Origin of the sequence: Pseudomonas sp. FP1742 (assembly GCF_030687145.1) — a bacterium.
In the GTDB taxonomy this organism is placed as follows: Bacteria; Pseudomonadota; Gammaproteobacteria; order Pseudomonadales; family Pseudomonadaceae; genus Aquipseudomonas; species Aquipseudomonas frederiksbergensis_D.
Map to the genome: position 1 here is coordinate 1627876 of NZ_CP117460.1, position 19010 is coordinate 1646885.

The window sequence follows — 19010 nt, forward strand, 5'->3', positions numbered from 1 at the left end:
TCCCTCAGGGTCTGTCCCCGTTTTCCGAATGATGGTACTTGGCATTGGGCAGGAAGCACTGGTGACGAAAGAGCGCCTCTTAATAAGGCCGATATTCCGCAAAGTGTGAAGGATGTATTAGGGATAAAAGGTAAGTGGAGATAATGAAGTGATTTTTGGTGATCCAATAAAGTTTGCCATCCTGATGAAGTACATCCCGCAGTGGAGTCAAGAAGGTAGTTATAAGAATGGGATGTTCCATTTTATTATTGACTCTGCAATCTTTCCTGATGTGGCAGGTGTTGCCACGTTAGGAGGTGATGTTCACTGCGTTAAGTCAGATAATGCTCTAGTCAATCCAGTTGATGACTCGAAATTATTTCATATGGATGCCAAGAGCGCATTTCTGTACATGCTTGAGGGTATGTTGCCTGCGAAGCTGGGCGTTGAGGCTCATGAAGGTTTTGTTGAGGATTATAGGTTCCACGCATCCTCAAATAATCTAGAAGAGTTCGGGTGCTTTGTTTTTGCAGTAGGGTTCAAAAATAAGATAAGAATACTGGGGGCTAATCTTAACTGTCTCTCTAGTGAGGGGGATGCAGTAACTGGTTTGGAATTGGTTAAGGTCTCTGAAGTGATAATTGATAAAAAAGAGGCCTCTGAGATAATTTTTGATGTGGTTAAGGATTATGAGTCAAAGCGAGAAACTTGGTGAAGGGAAGGGGCATAATTATGGTCGGTATATTAAATCATATAATAAGTCTGGCCCTGAGAGTATCCATTTTTTTGAAGATTAATTAAGTAGCTATGATTCACCGCTTTTCGTCCATATTTTTGTCAGTTCGTACATGCGCTAAAAAAGACATTCATACGTGAAGAGAACCACTTTGCTAACACTGACCCTGATTCTGGCATTACCAGGCTGCCATTCCAACGTCAGAGACTCTTCACCCAGCCTGCTGAAGGACGGTGTCCAGTTGCGTCAGAACACGGTGACAGTCGATGCGCAACACGCCAAAGTCATCATGAAAGCATCAGGTAACACTTCTCCGGTAGAGTTCGCGGTCAGACGCGCAGCGGATCCTGACCAGCGTATGGAGGTGCTTGGAACCGTGGTGGATTCAGGTCAGGGGAAGGTATTCGGCTGGATCGCCAAACTTAACGAAGTGGCTAACAGCGCGACTGTTAAACGTTTCCCACAGCTGGAAGTACAGGCCGATGCCGATCAGCCGTTCCACGTGTCGGGATACTCAAAGGGTGGGGGAGTCGGGAATACTTATAGCTGCGGTCCGCTCAAAACCACTTTCACACCGGAAAGAAGCAAGGTCTATTTGGTGGAGTTCCAGTTTGTTGGTAGCCGCTGTGAGCAGCATATCTACGATATAACTCAGCCTCAGGAAGGCATTCTCGTGACGAGCATGCCTTCAGCGTAAGGCTCATTTATTTGTATTCACTATGTAAATCGGGCAACCCATAGGTCGCCCGTTTTTCATTCACTCCGCAGCCTGCGCCCGCAACCGTCTACCAATCACATCCATCAAATCACAACCATCACGCAACGGTATGGCCAGCAGTTTTGAAAAGTCGGAAAGCACCACCGTGTCGCAACCGATCTCGGCGCGAAAGGCGATGTTTTCCAGCACCTGAGTGACGGTGCGGATGCGGTAGTCGGCCATGGCTTGCAGGACGTCGAGTGGGGCTTGGGTGTCGATGAGCAGGGTGGCCGGGATCAGGTCGATTCCGGTGAGGGGCATGTATCTGTCCATGGGTGGAGCCTCTTGTCATTGATGAGGACTCTCTGTGGTCGGGTTGCCAAATCCGGTCGCCTTTTGGGAGACCGGCGGACTATAAGCTTCATCGTTCCAGCGGTGCAAGGTGCCTGATTCCGAGGTTGTTGTAGGGCGTTTGCCTGGCGGCAGTTGGGCAACCGGACGCGGCCTACAGAACACCACGCAACCTTGTGGGAGCGAGCCTGCTCGCGAAAGCGGTGTATCAGTCGTCATCAATGTTGAATGTTAGTCAGTCATCGCGAGCAGGCTCGCTCCCACAGGGGATTTGTTGTGTTCACGGATGTTGTGTTCAACCCGAGCCAATGCCCGCGATGGCTGCGGTCTACCCCCCATGGCAGCAACTGGCCGCTGCCTTGTCCTCATACCGATCGTGATGCCTTACCCAATCCATGATCTCCTCTTCATTACGGCCCTTGGGCGTGAGGTCGAGGTAGTTGTAGGCGCCGACCAGCAAATCCAGGCCGCGGGCATACGTTGAATAGGTATGAAAAATCTCCCCCGCTTCGTTGCGATAAAACACGCTGAGCCCTGGGAGTTCTTCCTCAACACCGTCAGTTTTTTCGTAGTTGTAAGTCGCTTTCCCGGCGGCGACGTCTTCGGCCCGGGCGCAGACACCAAAGTCGTAGTTGAAGTCGCAGCCTTCGGACGAGACCCAATCGAATTTCCAGCCCATGCGCTGTTTGAACGGTTGGAATTCGGCGAACGGTGCGTGGGAGACCGCGACCACGGCGACGTCGTGGTGGGCCAGGTGTTGGTTGGCGCCGTCAATGTGGTCGGAGAGGAACGAGCAGCCTGGGCAGCCTTCGTCCCAGCCGGCGGCGAACATGAAGTGGTAGACGATCAACTGGCTGCGGCCGCCGAACAGGTCGGCCAGGCTCAGTTCGCCGTTGGGGCCCTGGAAGCGGTAGGGTTTGTCGATTTTCACCCAGGGCAGGGCGCGGCGTTCGGCGCTGAGTTTGTCTCGCTCCCGGGTGAAGGCTTTTTCGTGGGCCAGGTGTTGTTTGCGGGCGGCCAGCCATTCTTCTCGGGACACGACCGGATGAGTCTGAATGTTCATGGTGATTTCTCCTGCTTGCTGTGGCGAAAGTCGATCCGCGCAGAGGGGTAAACCGTCTTACACAGCCTAGTCGTTTGGCCTGGGTTCAAATCGACAGGCCGCCGGTCGGTTGGGGGAAAGACCTCGGCTGAACGGCTGCACTCCCTGTCGGTCACAACCTATGAAGGCCATTTCACTCTCGGGCTTGGAGGTTGTATCAGGATGACGACTTATAACTGGGATTTGATCGAACGCTTGCTGCATGAAGCGCAGAACGGCGCTGGCCACAGTTTCACCCCACGGCCCTATGCCGAGCAGTATGCGGCCGAGAAAGCCGCTGCCGGTGAGGCGATTGAGAACCTGGATCACCTGAAAACGGTCGCGGGTGAGTATGAAAAGTTGCTGTTGCTACGGGGTTATATCGAGCCCCGCCCGGAGGACCAGAGCGGCAATGGCGCGAACTACATTTTGACGCCTCGGGGCTCGAGTTTGTTGAGCTTGATCGATAGCTGCATTCCGGGGAATGAACATCCACGGCAGGTGCTGGATGAGCAGGAAGATGCGCTGGAGGAGCTGACGTTTGATGAGGTGGCGTCGAAGGCGCAGATTGCCTGAAGATCGCGTTTACCCCCTGTGGGAGCGAGCTTGCTCGCGAATGCGGTTTAACATTCAAAATCTATGTCGACGGTCACACCGCATTCGCGAGCAAGCCCGCTCCCACATTGGATGGTGGTGGTCTGTTTAATCCTGCCGCGCCGCTTTCAGGCATTTCAAATCAGTGAAATCCTTGCGCATGTCTTCAATCTTTTGCAGCAACCGTTGACGCTGAAACGGCGTGCTCTCGGCCATCAAGTCCACCAGCAACGCCCGAGCCTGGGCTTCGGTGTTGGCGTAGGCTTCACGGTAAGCGGGGGTCCATAAACTCTCGCGATCAACCAGAAGCGTTTCGATTTGCTGTGGGAATTGCGGACTCTGACGTTGTGCAACCGCTGCGCTGAATTGCTGTTGCCAATGAACGCGGTTGGCAATCCATTGTGTGTTCTGATCCCCCAGGGCGTTCGACCAGGCCATCACCCGTTGCTGTTGGGTTGGGCTGAGCGGTCCGAGCCAGGCATTCAGGCGTTTTTCCATGCGCTTGCTTCGCTCTTTGATCTGTTGCTCGAGCGGTGGCTTGAGGTAGTCCTCCTGGCGTTTGCGTTGGTCCTTGGCGAAAGCGTCGTTCATTTCCGCGACTTGCTTGTCATCCAGCCCTTGCAACAGTTCGATGGCCGATGGGGTGATTTCCCGGGCGGTTTCGGCGATGGCTTGTTTGGCTTCCTGGGTGCGGGCTTGCAGCGCGGCGTCGGTGATCTGGTTGGTCTCGATCATGGTCTGTAAACGATTCAGCCAGTCGAGGTAGCCGGGTAGTTGCGTGGTGCAGTGCCAGCGCAGGTGTTCTTTGAGCCGCTCGTTCAACCAGTCTTTTTGCTGGTGGTTCATGTCCAGGTAGTCGCTGAGCGTCCAGGGAATGATCACATCGAGGTTGCGGTAAGCCAGGCCCACGCGGGTGCATGCGGCGACGGTGAGGCTGAGCGTGAGGATGACGGTGATCTGTTTCAACCAATGCGACATGGCAAGCCCTTGCGAAGACCTGGTTTTTTATTGGGTTCTTTAATGTGAACGCAGGACGAGCCCGGCAGTTCAGCCGATTAATAGAAGGCGCGTGCGGCCTTGAGGGTGACCAGGCCGTCACACTCGCTATTGTGGCCGGAATAGGCGGAGCAATCGCTGCCGCTCAGGCTTGAGTCACTGTAGATCAAGTCCAGGTCGATACCCATGAACGGCCGGGACAATTTCACCGACCAGTCGGTAAAACTGCCTACATATCCACCGTCGACGGACACCGGCGTATTGAGTTGATGGGTGGTGTATTTCAGGCTGATCCCGATGCCGAACGGCTGATTGCCACTGAGGTCGGCGAACAGGGTGCTGTTCTGTTTGTCCGGGTCGTTGCTGAAGGCTGCGCCGAAACGGCTATCCAGCAGGGTCAGGCCACCGAAAAGCTCCTGGCTGTCGAGGGTATCCACTTTGGGGTAGCTGTAATGGATCATGCCCACTTCGTAGCCGAGGGATTGATCGAAGGGCTGTTTAAAGCCCATGTAGGAATCGATCTCAAGGTTGCTCGAAGGGCTCAGTCCCATGCTGGGGGACCATTGGCCCACATAGAAGCCGCTGTCGTGGCTCAGGTCGAGGCCACCGTGGAACGAGCCGGTCGTCGAGGGTTTGACCAACCCTTGGGCCATGCTCCGGCTGGGGGTGGTGGCGAGTTTGAGATCGAAATCGCCTAATTCGCGCTGGAAGACTTGCGCATCGGTACCCGAGCACCACAACAGGCTGGCGAGCAGGAAAAGAGAGGGCTTGAGCATGCGTCACTCCATGAACAGCGAGGAGCAGGTCCTGAAAACCTGCTGAAACGCTTGATCCAGACACGTGCAAGCATACCGGCGAATGTTCGGCATCGAGGGCCGTTCGTCGATTTTTGAAATATTGATTTGTTTGATGGGGTATTGCTGAAGGGTTCCAGTCCAAGCGCTTCGAAGCTCAAAGCGCTTAGGGACCAGTTAACGCGGGGTATTACTTTTTGCCGAGCGTGATTTGCTTGGACGGGCCGAACGTCTGGCCGCTGACGCCTTTGGCAATTTGCTGGATCTCGCCGCCGGACTTGAGGAACGCAGCGATCTGATTGTTGATCGATTCGCTGGTTTCAACGGCTGGAGCTGGCTTTGCTTTGCTGTTGGATGCTTTTACACGCATGGCGGCCATTAACCTGTAGAAATTAACTTGGCCAGGCATCGTACAGGAAATACTTGACAATTGCTTGGTAAATATCCTCCCGAAATACACACGGCAGGCATGCGAATAATCGCAAGTTATTATTTGGAATAGTCCCCTAAGCTGCTGTTTTAACTAAAAACCTCACTCAAGAAATAGCGTTTTTGGGATGGGCTGACCAAGGTGTGAACCACTCGAACGGTCTGACGAGCGGCCAGCCGCATCCGGCAAACCCCAGGAAAATTAAGGTCTCCCACGGATTTTCTCGCGCCACCGGGCCGACCGCCGAACGCCGCCCGCAAAACCGGGTAGAATGCCGCCCACGCAATGAGGGTATTGGACATGGCTTTAGTCGGGCGCTACAACAGTTTGCAAGTGGTTAAACATACTAACTTCGGTTTATATCTGGACGGTGGCGCGGACGGCGAAATCCTTCTGCCTAATCGTTATATTCCCAAAGATATTCCCAGCGAAGATGAAGACTGGCTCAACGTTTTTATTTATCTGGACAGCGATGACAAACTTATCGCTACAACCGAAAAGCCGAAAGTTCAGGTCGGTGAATTCGCCAGTTTGAAAGTCGTTGAAGTCAACAGCATCGGCGTGTTCCTGGATTGGGGTTTGCCGAAGGACCTGCTACTGCCGTATTCCGAAGAGAAACGCCAGATGACGGCCGGCGAGTATGTCGTGGTGCACGTCTACCTCGACAAACACACCCGGCGCATCACCGCGACGGCGCGTCTGGACCGTTACCTGGACAAGACCCCGGCCAACTACACCCCTGGCCAGGAAGTTGATTTGCTGGTGGCCGAAGCGACCGATATGGGCTTCAAGGCAATCATCAACAACAAGCACTGGGGTCTGATCCACAAGAACGAAATCTTCAAGTTCATGCGCGCCGGTAAAGAAGAGAAGGGCTTTATCAAAGAAGTCCGCGCCGACGGCAAGATCAGCCTGAGCCTGCAACCGGTAGGCGAAGAAGCCGCCACCAGTTTGAACTCGAAGATTCTCGCCAAGTTGCGCGACAACAACGGCACCCTGCCGGTCAGCGACAAGAGCGATCCGACGCTGATCAGCAGTATGTTCGGCGTCAGCAAGGGCAACTTCAAAAAGGCCATCGGCGCCTTGTACAAGAACGGCCAGATCGTCATTCACGCTGATCGTATCGAACTCAGCTGACCTGCACCGGCCCCGGTAGGCGCTACCGCAGGTTGTGATCAAAAAAGGATCCAGCCTACGGTAGCCTTCTGCGCAGCATTCACCCATCTCTTTGTATACATAACACTCTGCACCGTTTGTAGGCGCGGACGCCCTGTTCGTGGGCGTTATCACCCCCTACACGTCTTGGAAGCTTTGCTCTGAACAGGGCTTAAAGCCAGGTTTGTCACACCTTTTGATCGTATGGCACGCATTCTGCGTGGCAACTCGTATACAAACCATGCAGGCTCCCGTACGCAGTGTGGTCGCCGCATCAATCCCGGGGGCCGCGCCTGTACTTTCGAGGAGCCCCGCGATGCCCGAACAATTGCCCAATGGCTACAGCCCGCGCCTGTATAACCAGGACCTGGGGCCACTGCCGCAGAAATGGAATTGGTACAACATCTTCGCCTTCTGGATGAGCGACGTGCACAGCGTTGGCGGCTATGTGTTCGCCGCCAGCCTGTTTGCGCTGGGGTTGGCGAGTTGGCAGGTGTTGATTGCCTTGCTCGGCGGGATTTGCATCGTGCAGTTGATCGCCAACCTGGTGGCCAAGCCGAGTCAGCAAGCCGCGGTGCCTTACCCGGTGATCTGCCGACTGGCGTTCGGGGTGTTCGGGGCGAATATTCCTGCGGTTATCCGCGGTTTGATCGCGGTGGCCTGGTACGGGATTCAGACGTACCTGGCGTCCAGTGCACTCATCATCGTGGTGCTGCGGTTTTTTCCTGCGATGGCGGCCTACGCCGAACCGCACTTTGCCGGTTTGTCCTACCTCGGTTGGTTCGGTTTCCTCAGCCTGTGGTTCGTCCAGGCGCTGGTGTTCTGGACTGGCATGGAATCGATCCGCCGCTTCATCGACTGGGCCGGCCCCGTGGTGTATGGCGTGATGTTCCTGCTCGCCGGCTGGATCGTCTGGCAGGCCGGCTGGAGCAACATCAGCTTCACTCTCGCGGAAAAGTCACTGTCTGGCTGGGAAGCCTTCGGCCAGGTGATCGTGGCAACGGCGTTGGTGGTGTCGTACTTTTCCGGTCCGACCCTGAACTTCGGCGATTTCAGTCGCTACTGCCGCAGCATGAACGACGTGCGTCGCGGCAATTTCTGGGGGCTGCCGGTAAACTTTCTGGCGTTCTCGCTGGTGACCGTGGTGATCGTTTCCGGCACCTTGCCGGTGTTTGGTGAAATGCTTCACGACCCGATCGCCACCGTGGCGCGCATCGACAACAGTGTGGCGGTACTGCTCGGCGCCTTTGCCTTCGTTACCGCGACCGTCGGCATCAACATCGTCGCCAATTTCGTTTCCCCGGCATTCGACTTCGCCAACGTCGCCCCAAGCAAAATCAGTTGGCGTGCGGGTGGCATGATCGCCGCCATGGCGTCGATCTTCATCACCCCGTGGAACCTCTTCAACAACCCCGAAGTGATTCACTACACCCTCGACGTGCTGGCGGCGTTCATTGGCCCGCTGTTCGGGATTCTGCTGGTGGATTACTACCTGATCAAAAAGCAGCAGATCGATGTCGCTGCGCTGTTCAACGACAACCCGAGCGGGCGTTATTACTACAGCGGCGGGATCAACTGGACGGCGGTCAAGGCGTTGATTCCTGCCACCCTGATGGGCGTTGCGATCACTTTCATCCCAGTGTTACAGCCGATGGCCAACTTCGCCTGGTTCACCGGTTGCTTCCTCGGCGGTGTCCTGTACTTCGCACTGGCCAGGCGCGAGCAGGCACAGCAATCGGCGGCGCTGGTTATCGCGGGATGACGCAAGCGGCGATTTAAAGGTCTTTTGCAGGCACCTTTTTCTGTCCATCCGGTTAATAATCGACAGCATAATTTTTCGCCCCGGCGCCCTCTGTTCAGCAGGAGGGCCGGGGCTTTGCTTTTACTGTCGAGTCACTGCCATGAATTGTGTTATCGAGGTGTTCCGGTGAGCGCCACCCGGCGTAGTGCCGATGGGTTTGCCCTGCAAGTGATGGTCGGGCTGTGCCTGATCTGGGGTGTGCAGCAGGTGATGATCAAATGGGCCGCGCCCGACATCGCACCGGTCATGCAGGCGGCGGGGCGCTCAGGTATTTCCGCGTTGCTCGTAGGATTGTTGATTTGCTGGAAGGGCGGTTGGGATCAGGTCGGCGCTACCTGGCGCGGTGGCTTGCTGGCCGGCGCGTTGTTTGGCCTGGAGTTCTTCTTCATTGCCGAAGGCCTGCAACTGACCACGGCGGCGCACATGTCGGTGTTTCTCTACACCGCGCCGATCTTTACCGCGTTGGGTGTGCACTGGCTGCTGCCGAGTGAGCGTTTAAGACCGGTGCAGTGGCTGGGGATTTTTCTGGCGTTCATTGGCATCGCCATTGCGTTTGCCGGTGGTGTGTCCTGGGACAACCTTGACCACCGCATGTTGCTGGGCGATGCCTTGGGCGTGCTGGCCGGCGCGTCGTGGGGCGCGACCACTGTGGTGGTACGCGCCTCGCGTCTGTCGGAAGCGCCGGTGACCCTGACGCTGTTTTATCAACTGATCGTCGGCTTCGTCGGTCTGCTGCTGATCGCGATCCTCAGCGGTCAGGTCACCCATGTCAGCCTGACCACGGTGGCGGTGGCCAGCGTGCTGTTTCAGGGGCTGGTGGTGTCATTCTTCAGTTACCTGACCTGGTTCTGGCTGCTGCGCCGTTATCTGGCGGCGAACCTGGCGGTGTTTTCGTTCATGACGCCGTTGTTCGGCGTCACGTTCGGCGTGGTGCTGCTGGGGGAAGAGCTGAGCCTGAACTTTGTGATCGGCGCGGTACTGGTTTTGCTCGGGATCACTTTTGTGAGCGCAGAGCAGTGGGTGCGCCGTCGTTTGCGCAAAGCACTTGGGCAACCCTGACCGGGCGCAGCAGCAAACCTGCGGCAATGATAAAACCGCCGCCGGCGATCACCAGCGCGGGTTGCAAGCCACCGCTGAAATGGCTGCTCAACGCGGCTAGCAATGGCCCGCTGAGCTGACCCACGGCGAAGCACGCGGTCAGCAGCCCGGCGTTACGCTGGGTGGCGTGGGGCGCCAGTTCCCGGGAGCGCTGCATCACCAGTTGCATGCAGGCCAGGAACGGCCCACCGCACAAAATCACCCCCAGCGCCAGCCCGGCACCGCTGCCCAATAGGCAAGCAAATACGCCGGCGGCCTGTAGCCATAGCGTCGCCATCAGCCAATGACGAGTTGCGTTCGGGTTGTGCCGACGCAGGCTTACCAACACAACCCCGGTTGCCGCCGCCAGGCCAAAGCACGGCCAGAACAGATCGGCTTGCCATTGCCCGTGGAACTGCGCGCTGGCCATTTGCGAGAGGAAAGTGGCCGGGATGATGTAGCCCAAACCGTACAAACCGTAGATCACCGGTAAACGTCCGACGCCTTGGGTACCCGGCGTGGCGACAGGCGATGTCAGCGTTGAAGGGGCGGCCGGCTGCGGCAGGAACGGCAGAATCCCCAGCAGCATCACCAGCCCGACAGCGGCATACACCAGCCACAAGGTTGCGGACGTCTGCCCCAGCAGGTTCGAGCCTAAGGCCAACAACCCTGTCAGAAAAATCCCCAGACCCGGTCCGGCAAATACCAGCGCGCCGAGCCGTGGACGACCGGCCGCCGCTGCCAGTGGTTGGCTCAATGCGGTAATCATCACCAGCACCCAGGCGCTGGCCACGCCCGTGCCGAAGCGCAGCGCCAGATGCGACCAGAACCCGGTGGCCCAGAACGAGGCCAGGGTCAGCAGCACACACAACCACAAACCGCCGAGCAACCGCCCGCGAACCTGATCGGGGCGACGGGCGAACATCGCATCCACCGCGCCGACGAAGTAACCAAGGTAGTTGGCGGCGGCAATCAGACCGGCGGCGGTCAGGTCGATCTGACCCTCGCTGAGCAAGTGCGGCAGTTGTGGGGTGAGGGCGAAACGCCCGATGCCCATGGCCATCATCAGGGCGACAAAGCTGGCGGTTAAGCGAATCAGCGGGGACATGGTCTGAGTTCCGTTGCGAGGATCAATGACCGTCAGGCTAAGACTGATTGACTTTCTTTAAAAATGAATAATAGTGAGAAACTTGTTCTGATTTGGAGAATGGCGTGGAATTCAGCCAATTGCGGATTTTCCAGGCAGTGGCGGAGGAGGGCTCCATCACCCGAGCCGCTGAACGCCTGCATCGCGTGCCCTCCAACCTGTCGACCCGGCTCAAACAGCTCGAAGAGCAACTCGGTGTCGAACTGTTCGTGCGTGAGCGTCAGCGTTTGCAGTTGTCGCCTGCGGGAAAAGTCCTGTTGGACTACACGGCCAAGCTGTTCGCCTTGCACGACGAAGCCCACGCGGCAGTGCAGGGCGGGCAACCGGCCGGGGATTTCGTACTGGGCACGATGTACAGCACCGCTGCGATTCACCTGCCAGAGCTGTTGGCGCGTTATCACCGCCGCTACCCGGCGGTGAACCTGCAAGTGCAGTCGGGGCCCAGCGGCGAATTGCTCGAAGGCCTGCTCACCGGGCGCCTCGATGCGGCGCTGGTGGACGGTCCGCTGGAACTGGCCGGGCTCGACGGCGTGCCGTTGTGCGACGAACGACTGGTGCTGATCAGCGAGGCCGATCATCCGCCGGTACACAGCGCGCTGGATGTCGAAGGGCGTGCGGTGTTCACGTTCCGCCAGGGTTGTTCCTACCGGATGCGCCTGGAAGCCTGGTTCGCCCATGATCACGCGGCCATGGGCCGGGCCATGGAGATCGAGTCTTATCCCGGGATGCTCGCTTGCGTGATTGCCGGCTCCGGCGTGGCGCTGATGTCGGAGTCGATGCTCGCCAGCCTCCCGGGACGCGAAAGCGTGGCGGTGCATCCGTTGGCCGAGCCGTTCGCCAGCGCAACCACCTGGCTGATGTGGCGCAAAGGCATGGTCGGCGCCAATCTGAATGCGTGGATCGAGCAACAGCAGGCGGTGTATCCGTCGACAGCGGTCCAGGCCCAGGCAATTGCTTGAACCATCGTCCAAGGATTTGGATCAATTCAGTAACAGATCATTGCGATCTTGGACGAGCATTACGTAGGACTTCGGACTATTATCAGTGCGAAGGGGCTACAGAACTTCGGCCGCTCGGCACGACCCTGAAGGGGGGCATCATGAAAGAGAAAATCCAAAACTGGCTGCATGACCTGGGTGTCGCACTCGGTTTGATTGAACCGCCTCTGCAACCCGTGCCTATTCGCACTGACGACGAACAACGTCGCCGCCAGCAGCGCCGCCGGTAAACGCAACGCAGCCTTTGTAGCAGCAGCCCGCGGCAGCTGCTACAGGGGTTCGTGTGAACTCAATACCGCCCGATTTCAATCAAAAACCGGATCAAGTCATTCGCCGTCCTGGCGGTCTTGAGCATCCGGTCTTCTTCGGCGGTAAACGCCGTTAATCCCAGTTGATCCTCCAGACGGAAGATCAGCTCTTCGATATCCTCTTTATCCAATCCCAATTGCGTCAGGCTGGTGTTGTCGTCGAAATCATTCTGATTTTCCAGCAAACGGCTGATGAGGCGATGCACGGCGGCACGAACGGCAGCTCTTTTCATGAGATCCTTCTTCGACAGTGTTATGTCCTTGAGGCTGAGTACAGCAGGCTTCAGGCGTGTCGGCGCTGCCACTCGTCAATCATCGTGCGCAGATATTCCCCGGAAAAACTCCCGAAATGCCCGCCGTGTACCGTGCGGATCGGCATCGCGCGCAAGCGTTGCAGGCTGCGTGCGTAGTCGTCGAGGTTGGAGTGGTAGGCATCTTCGATCAGCGGCCCGTCGTAGATGATGTCACCGCTGAACAGGGTTTCGGTCGCTGCTTCGTACAGGCTGATGCCACCGGGTGAATGACCCGGCGTGTGCAGCACCTGCAGGACCCTGTTGCCGAGGTCGAGCACGTCGCCGTCTTCGACAAAACCGGTGGCCGGTGCGGCTTTGACCCGGTATTCGGCATAGCACAACGGGCAGTCAGGGTGCGCCTCGAACATGTCGTCACCGACGAAAGCCTTGCTCAGGGTGTTGTCGCCGTCGGGCTCGGCGAGGATCTGTGCTTCGGCCGGATGCACCAGCCGTTCCGGGAATTCGTGATGGCCGGCGATGTGGTCGAAATGACAATGACTGGCCACCGCCACCAGCGGTCGTTCGGTGAGCCACGGCAATTGTTCGCGCAGGCTGACCAGCCCGGAACCGCTGTCCAGCAGCAAGTCCTTGTCGCGGCCCTGGATATGCCAGAGGTTGCAGCGGTAAAAGGGCCGAATGTATGGCTCGTGAATCAGGCGGATGCCGTCGCTGAGCTGTTTGACCTCGAACCACTGATCGCGGGTGACAATCTTCATGGGCAGATTCCTGAAGGCGAAAAAAACGGGTGTGGCAACCGACGCCACACCCGTCGAAGAAAGCATCAAGTCTTTATAGATATCTTAGACAGCGCTCGCCACCACCGCCGGACGACGGGACAGCAGGCTGACCACCACGAAACTCACCAGGCCCACGCCGAGGCTGTAGTAGATCGGGGTGTTGGCGTCCATACCGTCCTTGATCATGAACAACAGCGCGGTGGCAAAGCCCAGGCCCATGCTGGCGATGGCGCCGGCGGTGGTTGCGCGTTTCCAGAAGATTGCACCGATCAGCGGAATCAGCATGCCGCCTACCAACAGGTTGTAAGCCAGGGTCAGGGCGCTGATCACGTCGTTGACCACCAGCGCGATACCCAGCACCAAGAAACCAGTCAGCAAGGTGAACAGACGGTTGATCCCCAGGCTCGACTGCTTACCGCCGCGCAGTTTCGGCAGCAGGTCTTCGGTCAGGGTGGTGGACGCGGCGAGCAGGCCGGCGCTGGCGGTGGACATCATGGCGGCCAGGGCCGCAGCGATCACCAGACCACGAATACCGTCCGGCAGCGACAGTTTGACGATGGCGGCGAAGGCGTTGTTGACGTTGTCCAGATTCGGGATCAGCACGTGAGCCGCCATGCCGATCAGGGCGCAGGCCAGGCCGTAGAGGATGCAGTAGATACCCGCGAAGGTCCCGGCGTATTGCGCGACTTTGGCGGTCTTGACGGTGAACACCCGTTGCCAGATGTCCTGACCGATCAGGATGCCGAAGAAGTAGATCATGAAGTAGGTGATGATGGTGTCCCAACCGATGGTGGTGAAGCTGAAGGCGGCTGCCGGCAGTTTCATCACCAACTCATCCCAGCCGCCGACGCGGTACAGGCAGATCGGCAGCAGGATGAACATCAGGCCGACGGTCTTGATCACGAACTGGACGATGTCGGTCAGGGTCAGCGACCACATGCCGCCGATGGCCGAGTAGACCACCACCACGCCACCGCCGAGCAGTACCGAAATCCAGAACGGCAGGCCGAACAGCACTTGCAGCACGGTGCCGATCGCCAGGATCGAGGTCACGCCGATCATCAGCGCGTACGCCAGCATGATCGCCGCGCTCGCGGAGCGGGCCATCGGGTTGTAGCGTTTTTCCAGCACCTGGGTGACGGTGAAGATTTTCAGCTTCAGCAGCGGTTTGGCCAGGAACAGGTTCAGCGCGACGATCCCGCAACCCAGTGCGGCGCACAGCCAGAAACCGGAAATGCCGTGGACGTAGCCCAGGCGTACGGTGCCGACGGTGGACGCGCCGCCCAGCACGGTCGCGGCCATGGTGCCCATGTACAGGGTCGGGCCGAGGTTACGACCGGCGACCAGGTAGTCTTCGTTGGTCTTGGCCTTGCGCATGCCGAAGTAGCCGAGCACCAGCATCGCGGCGGCGTATATGAGAACGACGAATAAATCCAAAGCCATGATGGCGTCTCCGATTGTCTTTTTTATGGTGAGGCGAAAATCAATCCCTGTGAGAGCATCAATTCCTGTGGGAGCGTGGCTTGCCCGCGATGGGGGGTGCCACGGTCTGTCAGGCAGACCGCGTCATCGTTCTTCGCGGGCAAGCCACGCTCCCACAGGTAATGCGTTGACCACAGGTTGAATCAGGCGGCTTGTCGCATCGCCGGTTTACCGAGCGCATCCGTGCCCTTGCTGCGTGCATCGTTGGGGCCGAACACCGTGGCCGGCTCCGGGAACAGGCTCAGCAGCGACAGATACACCAGCGACGCCAGGCCGAGGGTCACCGGCAGGCTGATGTCGATCCCGCCGGCCAGATTGCCCAGCGGCCCGACAAACTGCCCCGGCAGGTTCACGAAGCACAAACCCACCGCCGCACTCGGGATCCAGGCCCCCAGGCCGCGCCAGTTCCAGCCGTGGGTGAACCAGTAGCGGCCACCTTTTTCGCCACGGGTGAACACTTGCAGGTCATCCGGGCAGTAGAAGCCGCGACGCACCAGCAGGCCGATGATCATGATCACCATCCATGGCGTGGTGCAGGTGATGATCAGCACGGCAAAGGTCGACACGCTCTGCACCAGGTTCGCCGCAAAGCGCCCGATGAAGATGAAGGCGATCGACATCACACCGATCAGCAGCGTGGCCTTGACCCGCGACAGCACTCGTGGGAACACGCTGGACATGTCCAGCCCGGTGCCGTACAGCGAGGTGGTGCCGGTGGACATGCCGCCGATCACCGCAATCAGGCACACCGGCAGGAAGAACCAGCTCGGCGACACCGCCAGCAGGCCGCCGACGTAGTTGTTGGCCGCGATGTAGTCCGGTGCCTTGATCGCCACGATGGTGGCGGTGGCCAGGCCGAACAGGAACGGGATGAAGGTGGCGATCTGCGAGATCACCACGGCAGCCATGATCCGGCGCTTGGAGGTGTCACGCGGGATGTAGCGCGACCAGTCGCCGAGGAACGCCCCAAAGGAAATCGGGTTACTCATCGCCACCAGCGCAGCGCCGATGAAGGCCGCCCAGAAACCCGGTTGACCGAGGCTGACACTGCCGGCGTAGTTCACATCGAAAGGACCGGCGAAGGCGAAGACGCCCAGCAGGAACAACAGGCTGGCGCTCCACACGGCGATCTTGTTGACCCACAGCAGGAAGCGGAAGCCGTAGATGCACACCGTCAGCACCAGGATCGCGAACAGGCCGTAGGCCAGGCCCAGGGTCAGGTCGGTTTCCGGCAGGCCGATCAGGCGTTTGGCGCCACCGATCAACGCATCACCCGAGCTCCATACCGAGAGCGAGAAGAAGGCGATGGCGGTCAGCAGCGACAAAAACGAACCGACGATCCGCCCGTGCACGCCGAAGTGCGCACCGGACGACACGGCGTTGTTGGTGCCATTGAGCGGCCCGAACAGGCCCATCGGCGCGAGGATCAGCGAGCCCAGCAACACGCCCAGCACAATCGCCCAGACGCCCGCCTGAAAAGACAGGCCGAACAGTACCGGGAAACTGCCGAGCACGGCGGTGGCGAAGGTGTTGGAACCGCCGAAGATCATCCGGAACAAGTCCGTCGGGCCTGCGGTGCGTTCGTTGTCCGGGATCTGCTCGACCCCGTAGGTTTCAATTTGCGTAAGGCTTTGGTCTTTGTTGTTGTTATTCATGATCTGCTCCGATCATAAAGGCGCGCTCATCGTGCGTGAGCGTCACCTGTTTGGCTAAGGGGGTGGCAGCCCTTCCGGCATAGCGGACAAATGTTCGTGGCAGGCCAGCCATAGGCCTTGTTGTTCTTGGCCAGACGCCTGTTTCTTGAAAACAATCGTCTCGCGCTCCTGGCTGAAGTGTTGCTCCCCTTGCATGCGCAGCTCGGTGGCCACGTCATGGATGAAAATCGCCACGTCACCCTGCAGGCTGACGAAGGCGTTGCTCGAGGTGCACGACAGCACCTCGAAGCCGTCCTCGGCACGCCAGTTGTCCCACAACGCCTGGTAGGCATCGCGCGACAGCAGGGGTTGCTCGAGGGTGTAGAACACGAAGCTGGCATCGGCACTGAATGCGCCGAAGTAAGCTTCGCGATCGTTACGGGCAAAGGCCGACACCAGCTCGGCGGCGGCGTTGAGTACCTGATCACGTTCGTTCATGACCGATCCTCAGCGATGGACCACGCCTGGCAGTACGCAGAGCATTTCGTACAGCAGGTTGGCGCCCAACAGCGAGGTGTTGCCGGTGGTGTCGTACGCTGGCGAGACTTCTACCAAATCGCAGCCGACCAGGTCGAGGCCTTGGCAGCCGCGCACGATTTCAATCGCCTGAATGGTCGTCAGACCGCCGATTTCCGGGGTACCGGTGCCAGGTGCCCAGGCCGGGTCGATACCGTCGATATCGAAACTCAAGTACACCGGACCGTCGCCGACTTTCTCGCGCACTTCGGCCATCAGTGGCGCCAGGGATTTGTGCCAGCATTCTTCGGCCTGAACCACGCGGAAGCCCTGATTGCGGCTCCAGTTGAAGTCATCAGCGGTGTAACCCTGAGCCCGCAGGCCAATTTGCACTACGCGGTCGCAATCCAGAAGACCTTCTTCCACAGCGCGACGGAAGGTGGTGCCGTGGGCGATTTTCTCGCCGAACATGTGATCGTTCACATCCGCGTGAGCGTCGATGTGCACCAGGCCGACCTTGCCGTGCTTTTTATGGATGGCACGCAGGATCGGCAGGGTGATGGTGTGGTCGCCGCCCAGCGTCAGGGGGATCACATCGTGTTCGAGGATGTTGTCGTAGGCCTCTTCGATGATCCGCACGGCGTCCAGCAGGTTGAAGGTGTTGATCGCCACGTCACCGATGTCGGCAACCGACAGCGAGTCGAACGGCGCGGCGCCGGTGGCCATGTTGTACGGGCGGATCATCACGGATTCAGCGCGGATTTCACGCGGCCCGAAACGGGTGCCGGGGCGCAGGGACGTGCCGATGTCCAGCGGGATGCCGATAAAGGCAGCGTCGAGGCCGGCAGCGGAGGGCAAATGGGGGAGTCGCAGCATGGTGGCGATGCCGCCGAAGCGCGGCATTTCATTGCCGCCCAGTGGTTGGTGAAGAATCTTGTCCACGGGTAAGGCCTCATCGTCGTTGTTTTATTTATGCCGGTAAGCCGCTCGGGGAGAGACGGGCACCGCTGTGGGCCGATTCTGCGAAATGCAGTGGCCAGGAAGAATCGCTACGGGCAAATACTTAGTTCAGATTTTTCTAAACTAATGGCGATGACGGCGATAGACTTCCGCCATGTACAGAATCGCTGATGCCTGTCATTCAGAGGCTGAACACCACAACCCATGTGGGAGCGGGCTTGCTCGCGAAGGCGTCGTGTCAGTCGGAATCAATGTTGCCTGACACACAGCTTTCGCGAGCAAGCCCGCTCCCACAAGGATTGTGTTTCAACAGAAGCACCGTGCGTATCCTTGTAACAGGAGTGCCCCATGGCCAACGCTTTACCCGACCTGAAACTATTGCGCATCTTCGTCAGCGTGGTCCGCCATCAGGGGTTCGCCAACGCCCAGCACGAGCTCAATCTCTCGACGTCGGCCATCAGCACTTATATGAGCCAGCTCGAAGCGGCCCTCGGCCTGGTGCTGTGCCATCGCGGTCGCGGTGGTTTCAGCCTGACCAGCAAGGGTGAGCTGTTCCATCAGGAAACCCTGCGTCTGTTGGCCGAACTCGAAGGTTTCGAACAATACGCCGCCGCCCTCAAAGGCGAATTGCGCGGTACTTTGAACCTGGGGGTGATCGACTCCACCGTCAGCGACAAGGCCTTGCCGTTCGCCGAAGCCATCGGTGCCTACAGCCAGGAACACCCGGCGGTGCATTTGCACCTGTCGGTCATGAGCCCCTACGAACTGCAACTCGGCGTGCAGGACAACCGCCTCGACCTGGCCATCGGTGCCTTTTCCACGCGTATGAGCGGTCTGGTCTACATGCCGCTCTACCGCGAACAGCACTGGCTGTATTGCAGCAGCCGTCATCCGCTGTTCACCGAGCGGCGCATCCCCGAGCAAGTCATCACCCAGCAACGCATGGTCGGTCGCGGCTACTGGAGCCAGGCCGAACTGGCGCGTCACGGTTTCAAGCACAGCGCGGCGACCGTGGAAAGTATGGAGGCCCAACTGATTCTGGTGCTGTCCGGTGCCTATATCGGGTACCTGCCGGAGCACTACGCCCAGGCCTGGGTCGACAAGGGGGATTTGCGCGTGCTGCTGCCGGCGACGTTCGGTTATCAGGCGCCGTTTTCGATGATCGTGCGCCGTGGCCGCAGCCGCGAACCGCTGATCCAGACCTTCCGCGATTTGCTCAAAGCACAGCTCAATCAGGCTTAAGA

At 58.6% G+C, this 19010-nt stretch carries 21 protein-coding genes; 9 read left to right on the forward strand and 12 right to left on the reverse strand.

Annotated elements, in window-relative coordinates:
- Nucleotides 1-148 precede the first annotated feature (148 nt).
- On the forward strand, nucleotides 149-694 hold the full coding sequence (locus PSH64_RS07280; RefSeq protein ID WP_305480358.1) for an Imm42 family immunity protein: 546 nt from the start codon (nucleotides 149-151) through the stop codon (nucleotides 692-694).
- 157 nt (nucleotides 695-851) lie between these two features.
- Nucleotides 852-1412: a hypothetical protein gene (locus PSH64_RS07285; RefSeq protein WP_305480359.1), complete on the forward strand. Its 561-nt coding sequence runs from the start codon at nucleotides 852-854 to the stop codon at nucleotides 1410-1412.
- A 60-nt stretch (nucleotides 1413-1472) separates the two neighbouring features.
- On the opposite strand, the gene PSH64_RS07290 is transcribed toward PSH64_RS07285, so the two are convergent.
- Entirely contained in the window at nucleotides 1473-1745 is a 273-nt protein-coding gene (locus PSH64_RS07290) for a hypothetical protein (RefSeq protein WP_305480360.1), read from the reverse strand.
- Between the two features lie 346 nt (nucleotides 1746-2091).
- Nucleotides 2092-2826: a thioredoxin family protein gene (locus PSH64_RS07295; RefSeq protein WP_305480361.1), complete on the reverse strand. Its 735-nt coding sequence runs from the start codon at nucleotides 2824-2826 to the stop codon at nucleotides 2092-2094.
- A gap of 201 nt (nucleotides 2827-3027) precedes the next feature.
- Between PSH64_RS07295 and PSH64_RS07300 the strand changes: the two genes are divergently transcribed.
- Nucleotides 3028-3420 carry a transcriptional regulator gene (locus tag PSH64_RS07300; RefSeq protein WP_305480362.1) on the forward strand — a complete coding sequence of 131 codons (393 nt, stop codon included), beginning with the start codon at nucleotides 3028-3030 and terminating at the stop codon, nucleotides 3418-3420.
- A gap of 126 nt (nucleotides 3421-3546) precedes the next feature.
- On the opposite strand, the gene PSH64_RS07305 is transcribed toward PSH64_RS07300, so the two are convergent.
- From PSH64_RS07305 to PSH64_RS07315, 3 genes are all read right to left on the reverse strand, one after another.
- Nucleotides 3547-4416, reverse strand: a complete 870-nt coding sequence (locus PSH64_RS07305; RefSeq protein WP_105339923.1) for a DUF6279 family lipoprotein — start codon at nucleotides 4414-4416, stop codon at nucleotides 3547-3549.
- 77 nt (nucleotides 4417-4493) lie between these two features.
- Nucleotides 4494-5210: a TorF family putative porin gene (locus PSH64_RS07310; protein ID WP_105339922.1), complete on the reverse strand. Its 717-nt coding sequence runs from the start codon at nucleotides 5208-5210 to the stop codon at nucleotides 4494-4496.
- A gap of 208 nt (nucleotides 5211-5418) precedes the next feature.
- A complete protein-coding gene (locus PSH64_RS07315) occupies nucleotides 5419-5607 on the reverse strand; it encodes a hypothetical protein (RefSeq protein WP_017337097.1) in 189 nt (62 codons plus the stop codon).
- 351 nt (nucleotides 5608-5958) lie between these two features.
- Here PSH64_RS07315 and PSH64_RS07320 point away from each other — a divergent pair, with 351 nt between their 5' ends.
- The 3 genes from PSH64_RS07320 to PSH64_RS07330 all read left to right on the forward strand — a co-directional run bounded on the left by PSH64_RS07320 (nucleotide 5959) and on the right by PSH64_RS07330 (nucleotide 9673).
- A complete protein-coding gene (locus tag PSH64_RS07320) occupies nucleotides 5959-6795 on the forward strand; it encodes a S1 RNA-binding domain-containing protein (protein ID WP_030131899.1) in 837 nt (278 codons plus the stop codon).
- A 334-nt stretch (nucleotides 6796-7129) separates the two neighbouring features.
- On the forward strand, nucleotides 7130-8575 hold the full coding sequence (locus PSH64_RS07325; protein WP_305480363.1) for an NCS1 family nucleobase:cation symporter-1: 1446 nt from the start codon (nucleotides 7130-7132) through the stop codon (nucleotides 8573-8575).
- 165 nt (nucleotides 8576-8740) lie between these two features.
- Complete coding sequence (locus tag PSH64_RS07330; RefSeq protein ID WP_018929900.1) at nucleotides 8741-9673, forward strand: DMT family transporter; 933 nt, start codon at nucleotides 8741-8743, stop codon at nucleotides 9671-9673.
- Here the strand turns inward: PSH64_RS07330 and PSH64_RS07335 are convergent.
- The gene (locus tag PSH64_RS07335) at nucleotides 9609-10799 is read right to left on the reverse strand and encodes an MFS transporter (protein WP_305480364.1); all 1191 of its coding nucleotides are present in this window, start codon (nucleotides 10797-10799) and stop codon (nucleotides 9609-9611) included. The genes PSH64_RS07330 and PSH64_RS07335 overlap by 65 nt on opposite strands.
- Before the next feature lie 104 nt (nucleotides 10800-10903).
- Here PSH64_RS07335 and PSH64_RS07340 point away from each other — a divergent pair, with 104 nt between their 5' ends.
- Together PSH64_RS07340 and PSH64_RS07345 are read left to right on the forward strand one after the other, a co-directional pair.
- The gene (locus PSH64_RS07340; RefSeq protein WP_105339919.1) at nucleotides 10904-11797 is read left to right on the forward strand and encodes a LysR family transcriptional regulator; all 894 of its coding nucleotides are present in this window, start codon (nucleotides 10904-10906) and stop codon (nucleotides 11795-11797) included.
- Nucleotides 11798-11937: 140 nt separating this feature from the next.
- Nucleotides 11938-12066 (forward strand): PA1414 family protein, encoded by a 129-nt coding sequence (locus PSH64_RS07345; RefSeq protein ID WP_007914492.1) that lies wholly within the window; start codon nucleotides 11938-11940, stop codon nucleotides 12064-12066.
- Between the two features lie 59 nt (nucleotides 12067-12125).
- Here the strand turns inward: PSH64_RS07345 and PSH64_RS07350 are convergent, their stop codons facing one another.
- From PSH64_RS07350 to speB, 6 genes are all read right to left on the reverse strand, one after another.
- Nucleotides 12126-12377, reverse strand: coding sequence for an acyl carrier protein (locus PSH64_RS07350; RefSeq protein WP_305481119.1), 252 nt, complete (start codon nucleotides 12375-12377; stop codon nucleotides 12126-12128).
- 50 nt (nucleotides 12378-12427) lie between these two features.
- On the reverse strand, nucleotides 12428-13153 hold the full coding sequence (locus PSH64_RS07355; RefSeq protein ID WP_305480365.1) for an MBL fold metallo-hydrolase: 726 nt from the start codon (nucleotides 13151-13153) through the stop codon (nucleotides 12428-12430).
- An 84-nt stretch (nucleotides 13154-13237) separates the two neighbouring features.
- Entirely contained in the window at nucleotides 13238-14617 is a 1380-nt protein-coding gene (locus tag PSH64_RS07360) for a sodium:solute symporter (RefSeq protein WP_105339916.1), read from the reverse strand.
- Nucleotides 14618-14799: 182 nt separating this feature from the next.
- The gene (locus tag PSH64_RS07365; protein WP_105339915.1) at nucleotides 14800-16311 is read right to left on the reverse strand and encodes a cytosine permease; all 1512 of its coding nucleotides are present in this window, start codon (nucleotides 16309-16311) and stop codon (nucleotides 14800-14802) included.
- 54 nt (nucleotides 16312-16365) lie between these two features.
- Nucleotides 16366-16788 (reverse strand): nuclear transport factor 2 family protein, encoded by a 423-nt coding sequence (locus PSH64_RS07370; protein WP_105339914.1) that lies wholly within the window; start codon nucleotides 16786-16788, stop codon nucleotides 16366-16368.
- A gap of 9 nt (nucleotides 16789-16797) precedes the next feature.
- Nucleotides 16798-17748: an agmatinase gene (speB, locus tag PSH64_RS07375; protein WP_007942156.1), complete on the reverse strand. Its 951-nt coding sequence runs from the start codon at nucleotides 17746-17748 to the stop codon at nucleotides 16798-16800.
- Nucleotides 17749-18114: 366 nt separating this feature from the next.
- On the opposite strand from speB, the gene PSH64_RS07380 reads away from it, so the two are divergent.
- On the forward strand, nucleotides 18115-19008 hold the full coding sequence (locus tag PSH64_RS07380; protein ID WP_105339913.1) for a LysR family transcriptional regulator: 894 nt from the start codon (nucleotides 18115-18117) through the stop codon (nucleotides 19006-19008).
- Nucleotides 19009-19010 lie beyond the last annotated feature (2 nt).

Excerpts from the sequence above, each read along its gene's own strand:
- PSH64_RS07290 (WP_305480360.1), bottom strand. The coding sequence starts at position 1,745 with ATGGACAGATACATGCCCCTCACCGGAATCGACCTGATCCCGGCCACC.
- PSH64_RS07295 (WP_305480361.1), bottom strand. The coding sequence starts at position 2,826 with ATGAACATTCAGACTCATCCGGTCGTGTCCCGAGAAGAATGGCTGGCC.
- PSH64_RS07300 (WP_305480362.1), top strand. The coding sequence starts at position 3,028 with ATGACGACTTATAACTGGGATTTGATCGAACGCTTGCTGCATGAAGCG.
- PSH64_RS07305 (WP_105339923.1), bottom strand. The coding sequence starts at position 4,416 with ATGTCGCATTGGTTGAAACAGATCACCGTCATCCTCACGCTCAGCCTC.
- PSH64_RS07310 (WP_105339922.1), bottom strand. The coding sequence starts at position 5,210 with ATGCTCAAGCCCTCTCTTTTCCTGCTCGCCAGCCTGTTGTGGTGCTCG.
- PSH64_RS07315 (WP_017337097.1), bottom strand. The coding sequence starts at position 5,607 with ATGGCCGCCATGCGTGTAAAAGCATCCAACAGCAAAGCAAAGCCAGCT.
- PSH64_RS07320 (WP_030131899.1), top strand. The coding sequence starts at position 5,959 with ATGGCTTTAGTCGGGCGCTACAACAGTTTGCAAGTGGTTAAACATACT.
- PSH64_RS07325 (WP_305480363.1), top strand. The coding sequence starts at position 7,130 with ATGCCCGAACAATTGCCCAATGGCTACAGCCCGCGCCTGTATAACCAG.
- PSH64_RS07335 (WP_305480364.1), bottom strand. The coding sequence starts at position 10,799 with ATGTCCCCGCTGATTCGCTTAACCGCCAGCTTTGTCGCCCTGATGATG.
- PSH64_RS07345 (WP_007914492.1), top strand. The coding sequence starts at position 11,938 with ATGAAAGAGAAAATCCAAAACTGGCTGCATGACCTGGGTGTCGCACTC.
- PSH64_RS07350 (WP_305481119.1), bottom strand. The coding sequence starts at position 12,377 with ATGAAAAGAGCTGCCGTTCGTGCCGCCGTGCATCGCCTCATCAGCCGT.
- PSH64_RS07355 (WP_305480365.1), bottom strand. The coding sequence starts at position 13,153 with ATGAAGATTGTCACCCGCGATCAGTGGTTCGAGGTCAAACAGCTCAGC.
- PSH64_RS07360 (WP_105339916.1), bottom strand. The coding sequence starts at position 14,617 with ATGGCTTTGGATTTATTCGTCGTTCTCATATACGCCGCCGCGATGCTG.
- PSH64_RS07365 (WP_105339915.1), bottom strand. The coding sequence starts at position 16,311 with ATGAATAACAACAACAAAGACCAAAGCCTTACGCAAATTGAAACCTAC.
- PSH64_RS07370 (WP_105339914.1), bottom strand. The coding sequence starts at position 16,788 with ATGAACGAACGTGATCAGGTACTCAACGCCGCCGCCGAGCTGGTGTCG.
- PSH64_RS07380 (WP_105339913.1), top strand. The coding sequence starts at position 18,115 with ATGGCCAACGCTTTACCCGACCTGAAACTATTGCGCATCTTCGTCAGC.